10 protein-coding genes are annotated in these 15335 nt (G+C 29.4%); 4 read left to right on the top strand and 6 right to left on the bottom strand.

Annotation, left to right across the window (positions count from 1 at the left end):
* The 6 genes from G534_RS08065 to G534_RS0105980 all read right to left on the bottom strand — a co-directional run.
* A partial coding sequence (locus tag G534_RS08065) for a hypothetical protein (RefSeq protein WP_205617663.1) occupies positions 1-2863 on the bottom strand: 2863 nt, incomplete at its 3' end.
* 662 nt (positions 2864-3525) lie between these two features.
* Positions 3526-4071: an NADPH-dependent FMN reductase gene (locus G534_RS0106005; protein ID WP_027348319.1), complete on the bottom strand. Its 546-nt coding sequence runs from the start codon at positions 4069-4071 to the stop codon at positions 3526-3528.
* A 303-nt stretch (positions 4072-4374) separates the two neighbouring features.
* Positions 4375-4515: a hypothetical protein gene (locus G534_RS08715; protein WP_156896580.1), complete on the bottom strand. Its 141-nt coding sequence runs from the start codon at positions 4513-4515 to the stop codon at positions 4375-4377.
* Between the two features lie 660 nt (positions 4516-5175).
* Positions 5176-6873: an AIPR family protein gene (locus tag G534_RS0105995; RefSeq protein ID WP_027348318.1), complete on the bottom strand. Its 1698-nt coding sequence runs from the start codon at positions 6871-6873 to the stop codon at positions 5176-5178.
* 132 nt (positions 6874-7005) lie between these two features.
* Positions 7006-8337, bottom strand: a complete 1332-nt coding sequence (locus tag G534_RS0105990; RefSeq protein WP_027348317.1) for an RNA-binding domain-containing protein — start codon at positions 8335-8337, stop codon at positions 7006-7008.
* Between the two features lie 1135 nt (positions 8338-9472).
* On the bottom strand, positions 9473-10465 hold the full coding sequence (locus G534_RS0105980) for a helix-turn-helix domain-containing protein (RefSeq protein WP_027348316.1): 993 nt from the start codon (positions 10463-10465) through the stop codon (positions 9473-9475).
* Between the two features lie 153 nt (positions 10466-10618).
* Between G534_RS0105980 and G534_RS0105975 the strand changes: the two genes are divergently transcribed.
* Genes G534_RS0105975 through G534_RS0105960 form a run of 4 tightly spaced genes read left to right on the top strand, consistent with a single transcriptional unit; the run spans position 10619 to position 15331 of the window.
* On the top strand, positions 10619-12373 hold the full coding sequence (locus G534_RS0105975) for an ABC transporter ATP-binding protein (RefSeq protein WP_027348315.1): 1755 nt from the start codon (positions 10619-10621) through the stop codon (positions 12371-12373).
* A complete protein-coding gene (locus G534_RS0105970) occupies positions 12357-14075 on the top strand; it encodes an ABC transporter ATP-binding protein (RefSeq protein ID WP_027348314.1) in 1719 nt (572 codons plus the stop codon). The genes G534_RS0105975 and G534_RS0105970 overlap by 17 nt, the downstream gene beginning before the upstream one ends.
* A gap of 10 nt (positions 14076-14085) precedes the next feature.
* Complete coding sequence (locus G534_RS0105965) at positions 14086-14673, top strand: MptD family putative ECF transporter S component (RefSeq protein ID WP_010815637.1); 588 nt, start codon at positions 14086-14088, stop codon at positions 14671-14673.
* A gap of 1 nt (position 14674) precedes the next feature.
* On the top strand, positions 14675-15331 hold the full coding sequence (locus G534_RS0105960) for an energy-coupling factor transporter transmembrane component T (RefSeq protein ID WP_010815638.1): 657 nt from the start codon (positions 14675-14677) through the stop codon (positions 15329-15331).
* Positions 15332-15335 lie beyond the last annotated feature (4 nt).

Below are 15335 nucleotides of genomic sequence, written 5' to 3'. Positions count from 1 at the left end.
CTTTTGCTTTGTATTGTGCTGTTACTTCTAATGCAGCCTTAATTTCTGTTGTATCTTCTTTATCCCAACCTGTGTGTTTGTAACCTTCATTTGCTGTTACTTTTAGTTCTTTAAATTCTTTAACTTCTTTAACATCTGCAAGAGTCTTTCCTGCTTCTTTATTTACCCAGTACTTAGTTGTTCCTTCAAGTGTACCGTGTTCTCCTGGTAAGAATTCTACTAATACGAAGTTTTCTGGTACATCTGGTTTTTCTTCACCTGGTTCTTGTGGGATTATATCTTCATATTCACCCCATGCAGCATAAACTGTTAATGTCTTAGAAACAGGTGCTTCTTCGTTAAATATGAAGTTTCCTTCACCATTAACTTGTTCTAAAGTTGTTGCTGATTCTAATTTTTTGAATTGTTCGCTTACTTCTTTACCTGTACCTTCAAGTTTTTTAGTTGTCCAACCTAAGAATCTACGTCCTTCTTTTACAGGTTTCTCTGCAAGATATTTTCTTAATTCTAATGCATCACCTTCTAGATCTTTTCCATTATGATCTTTTAGACTAACATTTTTTCCTTCGAATCCATTTGCTAAATATCCTTCTTGATTTGCAAATTTAATATTCATTGGAGCAATTCTTGTTACCGCTTCTGTTTCTTGTGATCTTTTCACTACATAAGCAAATTCTGTACCTGGTTTTTGATTTTTATCTACACCTTGGTATGATTTTGTTTCTAGTGGAATTGTTCCACCATTTAAATCAAATTTTACTTTTGCTTGAACTTGCTCTACTACTGGTTTTTCATTTTCTAATGCATTTTGTAGTACATCCTGATTAGTGAAGTATAAAGGTGTATCTTTTATAGCCCAAATACTTGCATCTAATTTATGTTCTGCATCATTATTTGCAGAAGTCCATTCGTAACCTTGTACATCGTCACCATTAACATTCATCTCGATTTTCTTATCAGATGCTTTAATAGTGCCAATTCTTTTTGCTGTATCAACTTTTTGCTTGTCTGCATCATATAGGTAAACATTTACTTGATCATATTTTGATCTACCTGTTAGATTTTCTGAATCTGTAAATGTTTCATCAACATCTGGAGCATCTGCTGTTCTGGTTAAAATACCACCAGCAAAGTTTTTTTGTCTTGATGTAACAAGTGGTTGATGATTATCTACAAATAGTGAATCTTGTGGTTCATTAATCTTAGTACCATCTTTAAAGATTTCACCCTTTTCGTTTCTTGTATAACCATCTACTAATTGTCTTTCAAATCTATATGTTTCATCTTTCTTAACAGTATTACCAGAGTCATCTAAAGTTGAATATTCAAACCTTACAGACATACCTGGAGATACTTCTTGTAATTTTGTCTTTCTAGAAAATATTGTTACAGGAGTATCTTTTTTAATTTTAATATCAAACGGAACAGTTACTTCCATAGATTTCATATAGTTTTCATTCCATATAATACCAGTTCCCGTATATGTGGCCTTATCGGAAGTTGTTCTAATATCAATCGCGAATTGATCATCACCTATTTGAATGTATGAACCTTGAGTGTCAAATGTTCCTGATGTTATAAGATCTCTTCTACCATCAAATCTTATGTGGATTTTATCTCCACGTTTTAGATCTATATCATTAGCTCTTGGAGTAGATTTAAATTCTTCAACACCTGTTTTATTTTCAGCAAAAACAGTTGAGAAAAATTCATAAGCAACTATATCTGTATCGCCAAAGCTTTCTTTTAATTTTTCTTTATCAATAAAATATCTTACAACAGTAGAATCTCCATATCCGGTAAGACTTGTACCTGTAGGCATGAAGGTTTCACCTGGTTTGTTATTAGTTACTTCTACTGTACCTATTTCATTAGTTACTTTTATATCATCTAAAGAATAGTCTATTCTATTACCTGGTTTTGGCACGTTAGGGTCTGCAGATTTATAATTTATTTCATCTTTTTCGTTCGCAGTAAAAATTTGAGCTACTGTATTAGATTCATCTTGTGGTTTTAATATATCGACAAAGCTAGCATCAAAAGTTTGTCTAAATCCATAATTACCTTGATTTCTCCCGTCTGCAGCATTAAATGAACCACCTGGATCTGCTTTTGATTCAACATTACCATGTGTTCTTCTAGTGAATACATCAATATATCCTTTTTCTTCGTTATATTTAATATATGAAGAAGCTGATTGGAAAATATTTTCGTAGTTACGTACTACGTCTGTCATAATCAAACCATCTGTAAGGTCTACTCTTACTGGTATAAATGTAGACATGGTATAAGATGAATATGGAATTTCTGCATTATCTTCTATTGTTGTTGAGTAAATTCTCTCATATTTTGAATCCACAAGTCTCATTTGGATTAATGGGTTGATTTTTAATGATTTTATAGTTTCCCCATCTTTTAAAACAAGATCTATCGGAGCCTCAAAATGGGTACCTAATGTACCAGTTCTTACTGTTAGTGTACCACCTCTACCAATATTCATTACATGTACATTTCCTGATCCTGCTTGTTGAGATGATAATGATTCAAACTTAACAAACTCATCATTGTAAGCATATTTATCATGGTTATTTATACCTTGCTTTGGTATTTCTTTACCCATGCCTGATTCAGACCAATCAATCATAGAATTAAGATTTGCATCTGGCTTTATTAACATTCTTTCCCAAACACTAGTTAGGGCTCCTGAGTATCCACCTAGAGCAAGTCTTATAACTTCTCTACCGTCTGGTCTTGTATATACACCTATAAATCTTAAAGATGGATTTTTTTTGCGTTTCAGCTGAAGATACCTTAACAAGTCTACCTTGATGAGGTATAGGCCAGTATCTTGCTGTCTTTTCATCGTCGACCCAGTTAGCTGGTTCGACTTCAGCCTTGGCATAATTAGGAACAAATCCTAATACTAATACAAAGGCTAATATAAAAGATATAAATCTTTTACTTTTCATATCTCCTCCCCCTTTATAATTGAATATAAATAAAATATTTTTTGTTAGTATTTATAGAATACTTACACCAATATTATACCATTTTGTCTATTTAGCTCAAATTGGCCAAATCGACTTATAATCTATGTTTTTCTCATCTAGCAACTTCTAAACCGCTATTTTCAGCTATTTTTTTCACAATTTAATCTATTATAAAAATTTATACACTTTTTATTAAATTCTATTTTATTAATTTTTCTTAATATTTGAATCATTTTCAGTAATTTACATAATTTATAGTGTGAACTATATCTTTTTTTCTATACTTCTTAATTGTTTTTTTATTCAAAAAGAATCATTTATACTTAGATGATTATATATTTTTAATTTCTTTATATTAGTTTTATAAAAAAATATTATTAAAATATTCTAAATAAAAATGCAAACTATATAAATCTAATTTTAAAAAATAAAGCGGAATTTCGCCTGTAAAATACAGATTACATTCCGCTTAAATTTTTATTTAATTATTATATATTCATGACTCTGAGCATTGATACAGGTTTCATATGCTCAATTATTTTAGAAATTCAGCAAATTTTTCAACAAACATTTGTAAATATTCTTTTGTTGCTTCTGTGATATTTCCATTTTCATCAAAACATTGGTGTATTTCTGATAGCATTACTTCAGGTTGTGCTAATACATTTGCTCCTAAAAATGCTAAAGAAGTTTTAACTTCATAATTAGCTCTCAACGCTCCAGTCTTAGCTAAAGATGAACTTACAACAGCAGTGTTTTTTCCTGTCCATTTAACATCAGTATATGGTCTTGATCCCACATCGATAGCATTTTTAATACTTGCAGGCATTGCTCTATTATACTCAGGTGTAACAAATATAAATGCATCTGATTCTTCTAATTCATTTCTAAATCTTGTATATGATTGTGGTGTTTCCAATGTGCCATCATCATATTCTTCATTGTATAAAGGTAAATCAGCTATTTCAATAAATTTAGCTTCATATCCTTCTGGCAATAGTTCAATTATGTTTTCAGAAACTTTTTTATTAAATGATTCTTTCCTTAAACTACCTAAAATAATTCCTATTTTTTTATTCATATATTTCTCCCTTTTTTTGATTTTCGTAAAAATATAAATACCCCGTTACGGTATCTTGAAACATTGAATTGTTTTTTTACTTTTTAAATTATTTATAACAAATTATTCCTTATATATTGGATATTTTTTCTTATCTACTTCTGTAATTTTACGAATAACTTTGCAAGGAACTCCTGCTGCTATCACTCCTTCAGATATATCCTTATTAACTTCTAAATTACTTAATTTTTATTCCAGTCCTTATCTTCAAGTTTTCTCAAATTATCCTTGTTAGTTCTAAAAATTCTTCCATTAAAAGGGATTTCATATCCTATTTTTTTTCGCAAACTCTTCCACAATTGTAGACTGTCCTATACGTCTCGCACCCTCTACTAAAAGAGCAGTCTTACCTTTATCATTTTTCTTCCAATCAACTAATTTCGAATAAATTTTTCTTTTTAACATCTTTCACCTCAAATCCGCAGTTTATTTATGCTTATTTTACCACAAACCCGCAATTAATATCTACCTATTTTACTACAAATCCGCAATTAATATCTATCTATTCTACCACAAATCCGTATTATATTTCGAGCAAATTTACTACAAATCCGCCATATACTATTTTGATATTTCTAATTGAATATTTGTTTATACATAAACTCTGATTTACTTGATAATGTGTATATGAAATTATAATTTCATTATTAATAGATATATTCCAACCACCATTGTCATGCTATTTTCAACACCTTCTTTCCATTTTAAAATTTTATGTTATCTTTAAAAAAATGAGACAACACATTTGATTTCTTACTAAAATATGTGTTGTCTCAAAAATTGTTATTCATCACATTCTGTTAAAATTCAAAAGAGTGTTTTGTCGATTTTGTGACCTATAATCAGCTTGTTCGTGCTTGTCGTGTCGTGTCGTGACGTAAAATTGTGACTTGTCACAATTTTACTCCCATTCTTCTTTTCCAAACATACGATATATACCAAACCGTTCAAAATACTAGATTCTATTTTTTGGAGTATCACCAAATCCACCTAATTATAGGACATTTTCAAATTTTTAGTCCCATCCCAGTCCCAGTACCGGAGAATAAAATATAAGAATTCCCTTTAATTTACATAATCCTTTATATCTTTAAATGTTTTTGTATTTTTAGTCAATGTAGAAACATTTTTAATCCCGTCCGGAAATTCAGATATCAATTTGTCATGAATTTTTATTATAGAATCTTTTATTAATTTTTCATCATTAAATTCTATATTATCTTTTTCGTATTTTTCTTTTAATATTCTAGTAGTATTCAAAACAAGTATATCTCCTGTATTAATGAACAGATACTCATCTACATTTTCTAAAAATTGTTCATGTGACAACTCGAGAAAATCAGAAATCTCTTTCTTTTTATCGTTTCTCCTAGTTCTTCTGTAACTAGTTATTATTTTGCTTATTTTATTGTACATATTATAAGCTTCTATAACTCTATCAGCATTTATTTCCATCAAAATTTCATCTATTTTATTTTTATCAAATAATAAACTTTTTCCCCTCTTGGCTAATGCGGCATATTCATCTAACCAATACCCTACATAATACTGTATAACATTTTCTAGTTTTATAGGGGTTAAGTCATTGATATCCCTTGCTCCATACATTTTTTTATATTCAAATTCATTGACTTGCCTTTCTAAATAATATCCTTTATCCTCTAAAGCCTTCTGTAAATCTCTGATGATAGTGTGATTAGCTATAAAGTAGCTATCTTTTATCGGATTTTGAGAGTTTAAAAATTCTGTAATTTTCATTCTTTCATTATAGTCTGAAATTTCTATAATTCTTGTTAAAATATCAACTCCACTTTGAAGCTTATTTTTTTTATACAATTCATAAATAGATGTTACAGTCTGACACCCATTTACAATGGATACCCCTTTTAATGATACACTAAGTTTATTAGGACTATTACTTGCCTTGTCACATATTATAGTTATTCCATTATTATAAAAATAAAACATTTCACTCTCTTTAGGATCAGATGCAGTAGATTTTATTGAATTATTGACTGTTGTCTTACCCTCATACAATCTTATATTTTCATCGAATATTGTTTCTATATAATCTTCTATTGAGCTGATAAGATCTTTAGAGTTTACTAGTCCAACATATGATTTTATATTCATGAACTCTATATCATAAGCAGATGTTAATTGTTTGTATGAAAGATTAATTTCTAAATCATTTTTCCTATTTATTTTTTCATATATATTGGATATCGTAGATTTTTCATGAACCTTTATATTGAGCTCACTTCCAAAATCTTTCTTAAAATTTTTTGCAAAATTATCTATCAATTCTTTATTTGCATTAGCTTCTATTCCTTTATTAAAGCTTATAAATTGAATATTAAATTTGAATATATCTATATCGCTAATTTTATTTTTATACTCTCTAAATTGACTGTTTGACTCTGAAGTATAAGATTTATTAATCAATATGTTAAATCCATTGATTGTTTTTAAAATATCTCCTTGAGAAATTTCTTCATTAATACCCTTTGAAGTTACAGGAAACTTAAACTGCATTACGGTCAATTCTTTTTCTTCTTCATTTAATATTATTGCATCTATACCATTATCTCCTGAACCATCAATTATACATTCTCCTATTTCTTGATCATCCATAAATATATGGTTCTTTAGATACCAGTGTATAAATGCTTTCGATAAATTTTCATATTCATTAGTTTCTTTTATTTCATTTAAAGATTCTTTTATTTGATTGTAATAAGATTCATATTTTGTAATAGCCATTTTAATACCTCCATAATATGTTATAAAACAATATCAATTTAACATCAATTTATGTTGCTTCTACTTACAATTTTTAGAAATTATTGAAACATATCACTCTTATAAACTTTATTTATAAGTATAGTTTATTTCTTACCTAACAACAATCCAATTTCCATCACGCTTTGATCCAATTCTTTCTATCATTTTCTTTTCTTGTAAAGATTTAAATGCTCTTTCGATAGTCCTCGTTGCCACACCTATTTTTTCTGAAAGTTCAATTGATGTTAGACTTGGGTTTTCTATTAAAAGTTCTATCACTTTCTTTTCAGTTTTATTCAAACCGACATTCAAACCGACATTCAAACCGACATTTTTGTTGTCTATTTGGTCAATTACTTCTTGTTCAAAAGGAATAGTGCATCTAATATAGTTGCTTTCAATTTCAAAAACATCTTTCCCATATTTTTCTATAATTGTTGGAATTCCATGCCCGGTGTGTTCAGTAAGTCCCATATTTAAAAATATCCTCATCAATGTTGCATTTCTTGGCTTACTTATTCCATCAAAAAATTGTTCTTTTGTCATTCCTCTAGGAAGTCCACCATGTGATAATATATCAAGTCTATCATTAAACATTGAAATCTGTGGCTCAGTGATTGTCCAATCGTTATGAACTAAAGCATTTAAAATTGCCTCATTTACACAGTCAAAATCAAATAAATAGGTGTCTTTTCTTGGTCTTACTGTCGTATCAGAAATACATATATTTTCAGCCTGCAATCTGTTTTTTATTTTTCCATAAGTAGTTAATATGCATCCATAACCATAGTCGCTTCTTTCAGATATAGAAGCTTTATTTGTTCCTTGAAATTTTACAAAAATAAATGGAATATTATTTCTATCAGATAATAATTCTGCTAATAAATTATATTCTCCAGCTTCATTCCTTAAATTCAAATTCGTTTCAAAAGACTTATCTTCTAAATGGTAATTTTTTTCAGAGTAATATATCTTAAGCTCTCTAAAGGATAAATCTGATGAATTTGATCTTTTTTTAAGCATGTATTCATTATCTATAAATTTTTTCTCATATCGAATTTTTATCTGTTCCGGTGTCATCTCTTTACAAGTTGTTCCAATTCGTATTGTGCAACCAGTTGAAGAAAATCCATATTTCTTTTGACAATATATATGATGATTTCCCTTATTTATATGAATTACTATTAAAGTTTTCCCTTCATCAAATTTGAGTTCTGAACTGATTTCATCTTGTGGGTTCGGTTCTATTTTAGTTGTTATAATATCAGATATTTTTCTAAGAATTTCATCAACTCTGTCAACACCAACTACAACACCATTATCTTTAACTCCGATAATAATTGATCCTCCTGTACCATTGAGGAAAGATACTATTTCCTTTGTAATCGTATCTGTATATTTTTCTTTTAATTCAATTGTTTCTGATTCAATATATCGGTTCATTTCTGTCCTCCTCTAATATAATTATTATATCACATTTGCGACAATACTATAATTCAAACCGACAATTTGTTGTCGCATTATTCATTTGTTTGCTATATAATCTAAATGTTTCCTTAAATAGCCTGTTACTGTATTTATATTTTTACAATATTTTATTCAACTTAATTAATGATCTAATTTATAATAACCTATATAATTATATATAAATTCAATATTTTCAAAGTAAAAATATGCACGAAAAAGACCGCAGCTTGAAACTACGGTCTGATTTTTTGTCCAAATGTAAACCACTTGGAACTATTATTCGATTTATTCTTTTTAACAAATGTTCCCATTTTAATCCCAGTTACAGTTTTTTATCTTCTGTAACCGTTGATTTTACAAAGTTTTTAATTTTTTTGCGACTATTCCCATTCACATCTCATTCTAAAAATGCTTCCTACTCGGTCGCATTTTTCTTCATTCGATGACGAAGGGCCAGACATCGACTCGCACTTCACTTCGTTCGTGCTTGTCGTGTCGTGACGTAAAATTGTGACTTGTCACAATTTTACTCCCATTCAGCGAATCAGAAAAGCCAACGCTCCTTTTCGTCGCGTCGGCTGTTCTTCCCTGCAGAAGGGCAGCAACCCATCTATCTTCGCACTTCGTGCTTGATATATGGGGGTCTGACGTAAAAAATATTGCTCGCAATATTTTTTACTCCCATTCTTCTTTTCCAAACGTACGATATATCCCAAACCATTCAAAATACTAGATTCTATTTTTTCTAATATCACCAAATCCACCTAATTATAGGACGTTTTCAGATTTTTAGTCCCGTCCCAGTCCCAGTACCGGATAAATATTGTTTTAATATAATATCTATTTTTGTCTTCTAAGCTCTTAAAAGTAAAAAATAAGTAAAAAGTCAAGATAAAGATAAAAGTCTACATTAGGGCAAATAAAAAACTTTAAAACAGACGACAAAGCTAAGTCAAATAAGAAAGAACATAGCAAAGGTGCAGAGAGATAAATATCGGCAGTCTTTGGGCTGCCTTTATTTTTTTTGCTCATTTTTTTAATCTTATATATTTAGGTCAGATATGCATATCCACTTAAACTCATACAAAAATATTGCTTGTAAAAAAAATACTTAATCACAATAATCGCATTTTAACTTGTGATCCTTGCAAGCTAAATGACGAACTTCACTAGGAAGTTTTCCCTTGTATCTTTTGTAATAAATGGAAAATTTGCTATGGGATGTATATCCAACAGATTCTGCTACTTCCTTTATAGGAAGTTTAGTATTTAACAGAAGAGTTTCAGCTACATTCATTCTTTTTCTTTGGGTGTATTCTGTAATACTTTGACCATATTTTTCTTTAAACAAATTCTTTAATTTTGTTCCGCTCATTTTAGATATTTTTTCAAGGGTTTCCTGATTTACAGTCATGGCAAAATGATCATCTAAAAACCTGGATACATCTTCAAGTGCTTTATTATCGTCAGACTCAATTTTATATTTTTTTCTATTTAAGTAGGTATCGATTACTATACTTATCCACTCATTTGCCTTGGCTTTAAAGAAAAAATCAGCGGCAGGAGCGTCCATCTTACAATTTAATATTTCCATTGCTACTTTTTCTAATGACTTTGTAAGTATTATTCGATTTGTTTGAAGTAAAGCCCTATAAAAGGATTCAAGATCGATATTAATGGATGACAGGTGCTTTTCTAAAAGTTCTCTTTTAAATCCAACAGAAACAGTGAGATAGTAACTATTCTCGTGTAATAAAAATAGAAAGTCATCTTCTATATTGTCAAAATCAAGAGTATATAAGGAGTTTGGCGTCAAAGTTTGATAAGGGTTAAATTTTTCGCCGTTTGCACTTACAATATAGCTAGAGCATATCGAAACATAGTTTTCCATACTATAAGTACTATTTTGAATAACTTCTTCTTTGATATAAAAATCGTGGATATCAATAATAAATCCATTTCCTTCATAAAACCAATATAGGCCTTCTGCATTAATTGAATCATCTTTACTCCAACAAAATGTATGCCCTGCACTTGAATATTTCTTATTATTTTTACATTCATCTACGTTCATATATTCTTTTACAAAATCATAATATGTCATAATACACTATCCCTTTTAGACAATATTCCAATTAGCCTTATTAATTCAAAACTATTGTATTAGTAATTATAACTGATGTATAATAAAAACGCAATGATAATTATTATCGTTCAGGCGAATTTGAATCTAATAGGAATATTAAAGGAGGAAAATATGAAAATTTATAAAAGGCTTTTTTCCTATGTGCCTGAAGAAAAACATAATGGATATATAGCAGTTTTTTTATCAGCACTATCTGCATTTCTAATGGTGTACGGATATTCGTTACTGTATAAACTTTTAAGAAGTTCAATTGTTGAAGGAGATTTATTAGTAGCTAGGACTTTGTCCATTCAAGCTGTCTTATATTTGACGATAGGGGCACTAGTTTACTTTTTGTCAAACTTTTTTTCTCATAAACTTGGATTTCGCTTAGAAACTAATTTAAGAAAAAAAGGTATAGATGGACTTACAGGAGCAAGTTTTCGCTTTTATGATTTAAACCCATCTGGAATTATAAGAAAAACTATTGATGATAATGCAGCTAAAACTCATACGGCAGTAGCACATATGATACCAGATAACTCTCAAGCTTTTTTAATTCCAGTATTATCTTTAATACTTGCCTTTTCTATTAGTAGCAGAGTGGGATTAGTTATTCTTATACTAACAATAGTAGGGGCTCTTATTTTAAAGAACATGATGGGTGGAGGAGAGTTCATGGAATACTACCAAAAATCCTTAGAAATTTTAAGTGGTGAAACAGTTGAATATGTCAGAGGCATGCAAGTTGTTAAAATATTCGGAGCTACTGTAGAGTCTTTTAAAACTCTTTATAAGGCGATTAAGGATTATTCTAAGTATGCTCTTGATTACTCAATTAGTTCTAAAAAACCTTATGTACTATATCAATGGATATTTTTTGGAATTATTGCAATTTTGTCTATCCCTTTAGTTTTTACCATAAATAAAGTTAATAATGCTAATTTGCTTATTGTTGAACTATTCATGATTTTGTTTTTAAGTGGAGTAATGATGGTTTCATTTATGAAAATTATGTGGGCTAGTATGAACATCTTTAACGCTAGGTATGCTGTAGATACTTTAGAAGACTTATATAAAAAAATGAATGAAGATAAATTAAATTATGGAGAGATTGGTGATTTCAAAAACTATAATATAGAGTTTGAAAAAGTGAATTTTTCTTATAATGAAAACAAAGTACTAGAAAATTTATCTTTTAAATTAGAAGAAGGAAAAAAATATGCTTTGGTGGGTCATTCAGGATCAGGTAAATCGACTATTGTAAAGCTATTATCTGGTTTTTACAAAGTAGATAGTGGCAGTATAAAGATTGGAGAGAGACCCTTAGAATCTTATAGTAAGGATGCTCTAATAAACACAATTTCTTTTGTTTTTCAGGATAGCAAACTTTTTAAGACATCTATTTACGAAAATGTTGCTCTTGCTAATAGAAAGGCAAGTAGAGAAGAAGTTATGAAGGCTATGGAACTTGCCGGTTGTAATGTTATTTTAAATAAGTTTCCTGAAAGGGAGAATACCATGATTGGCTCAAAAGGAGTCTATTTATCAGGAGGAGAAAAACAGAGAATTGCTATTGCGAGAGCCATGCTCAAGAAATCTAAAATTGTAATTATGGATGAAGCTAGTGCTTCTATTGATCCAGACAATGAGTATGAGCTTCAAAAGGCCTTTAAAAACCTTATGAAAGATAAAACAGTTATTATGATTGCCCATAGGATGAGTAGTATTCGTTTTGTTGATGAAATTTTAGTTTTAGAGAATGGAGAAATAATTGAAAGAGGCAGTGATCAAGAACTTATTTCAAAAGGTGGAAAATATAAGGAATTATTAGAGCTTTACGATAGTGCAAATCAATGGAGGGTTAAAGATGAGGAAATTTTATAAAAAACGCTTTTGTCTGACTGATAAAGGGGCTAAAGATCTCACTAAATCTACTATATCAAGTTTCTTGGTCTACTGTATTAATATGGTTCCTGCCTTTATTTTAATGATGTTAACAGATGAGCTTATTTTGAAAAATGTTAAAAGCCCTTATTTATATTTTGGTGTTTCTGTTGTTACATTAGTATTAATGTATGTTTTGTTAGCCAAAGAATATGATGATCTTTATACTACAACTTATGAAGAGAGTGCTAATTTAAGAATAGATATTGCAGAAACTCTATCAAAACTTCCCCTATCCTACTTTTCAAAACATAATTTATCAGATATATCTCAAACGATTATGGCAGATGTGGAAAAAGTAGAACACGCTATGAGTCATTCAATTCCTAAAGTAGGAGGAATGGTTTTATTTTTCCCACTAATTGGAATTATGTTAATGATAGGTAATTTTAAGATGGGGCTTGCAGTAATGATCCCAACTATTTTAAGTTTTATACTAATACCTATTGCTAAAAAGTCGCAGGTAAAAGGAAACAAGAAATATCACAAGGTACTTAGAGAAAACTCAGAAAAATTCCAAGAAACCATTGAACTTCAACAAGAAATAAATAGTTTTAACTTATCCGATGAAGTGAGGTCTTCGTTATATATGCAGATGGATGAAAGTGAAAAAATACATCTTAAAGTTGAACAAGGCTCTCTTTTTGTAATGGGTTTATCCTCTGCTCTTGGCTTTGTAAGTATTGCAGTAGTTAGTTTTGTTGGGATTAGCCTTATTCTATCTGGGGAGATTGACATTTTATATCTCTTAGGTTATTTAATGGCTGCCATAAAGATAAAAGATATTTTCGATTTATCAAAAGAAGGATTATTAGAAGTGTTCTATATAGATCCAAGCGTTGAAAGGATTAGGGAGATTAAGGAAACAAAAATTCAAGAGGGTAAAGATGTAGAACTGAATATGTTTGATATAGTCTTCAAAAATGTAGCTTTTTCTTATGATGATAATCAGGTTTTAAAGGACATTAGCTTTACTGCGAAACAGGGAGAGGTAACGGCTTTAGTTGGAGCTTCCGGCTCTGGAAAGACAAGTATATTAAGATTAATATCAAGATTATATGATTATGATAAAGGTCAAATCTTAATAGATGGAAAGGATATAAAAAACATTTCCACAGATTCTTTATTTAAGAAAATATCTATTGTTTTTCAAGATGTTACTTTATTTAACTCATCTATATTAGAAAATATTCGTATAGGTAAAAAAGATGCCAGCGATGAAGAAGTTGTAAAGGCAGCTACCCTTGCAAATTGTATGGATTTTATTAATAAACTTCCTAATGGGTTAGATACAGTTATAGGAGAAAATGGGTCAGAGCTTTCTGGTGGTGAAAGACAAAGACTTTCTATAGCTAGAGCCTTTCTGAAGGACGCACCAATACTTATATTAGATGAAATATCAGCAAGTTTAGATGTGGACAATGAAAAGAAAATCCAAGAGTCTTTAAATAATTTAATTAAAGATAAAACTGTTGTAATCATTTCACACAGAATGAAATCCATAGAAAATGCTGACAAGATAGTAGTTCTTGAAAACGGAAGAGTAGAAAGCGAAGGTAAGCATGAAGAGCTTTTACAAAAATCAAAAGTTTACAAGAATTTAATAGAAAAAACAAAAATGGCAGAAGAATTTATTTATTAGGAGGATTAGAATGAATAATAAAAAGTTAAAAGGAAAAGATGTTATTACGATAGGTATATTTACTGCAATATATTTTGCAATCAATTTTGGGTTTATGCTTTTAGGCGGTCTTCATCCATTAATGTGGATACTTATGCCTGGCTTTATAGCCTTAGTTGGTTCTATACCATATATGATTATGGTTCAAAAAGTAAAAAAAACAGGAGCAGTCATAATAATGGGAGCTATTGTTGCTATAATATACTACTTAACTGGTCAATTTAGTTTAATAATAATTGCATCATTAGCAATTGCTAGTATTTTGGCAGAAGTGATAAGATACCTATCAAAGTATGACAGTTATAAATGGAATTCACTTTCATATGCTTTCTTTTCATTAGGTATGGTAGGGTCTCCAGCACAAATATGGATTCTAAAAGATGAATTCATATCAAAAATTCTTAAAATGGGGATGCCAGTAGATTATGTTAATATATTAAAAACTTTTATTAACACACCGATGTTAATTGTATTAATTGTAACACCATTTGTTTTTGGATTATTATCTTGTGGGATTTTAAAATCATTTCTATATAAAAATTTTGAGGCGAGAAATTAAAATGTTCAAGCGATTAAAATTAGATCCTAGAACCTCAATAATATTGCTTTTATTAGTAAATATATTTTTCTTTAAAAGTAGATCGTTGGCAAGTGAATTAATTTTAATGAGCTATTTGTTGATTATTTTGACAGTTTGCGGAAATTTTAAACCGGGATTAAAAGTATATTTAACTTTTATTACTTTTTTAATAATAAATTATTTAGTTTTTCCCTATTCACCTAAGTGGATTGTAACGACATTTATTGTACCTGTTTCTTATGCAAGGAAGATTTTTCCTTGCATAATGGCAGGAACATTGTTATACAAAACGGTGACCGTAAGAGGAATTGCAGGAGTTTTTAGAAAATTTAAATTCTCAGAAAATTTTATTTTAGCATTTATGATAACTTATAGATATTTTCCCACATTAAGACAAGATATACATTGTGTTAGAGAATCAATGAAGATTAGGGGGATTAGTATGATTAAAAACATGGATATATTTGTTGTACCTATAATAAATTCTGCAATTGATATGTCTGAAGAGTTATCTAAGGCAGCTGTAACACGAGGAGTCGAGAATCCAGGTAGAAAAACAACTATAATTGATTTTAAATTCACTGTTTATGATGTATTAGTTATTTTATTTGTTGTTTTAATTATGGTTATATTTTAGGTGA

Origin of the sequence: Helcococcus sueciensis DSM 17243, from assembly GCF_000423145.1 — a bacterium.
GTDB lineage: Bacteria > Bacillota > Clostridia > Tissierellales > Peptoniphilaceae > Helcococcus > Helcococcus sueciensis.
This window is presented reverse-complemented; position numbering and strand designations above follow the sequence as displayed.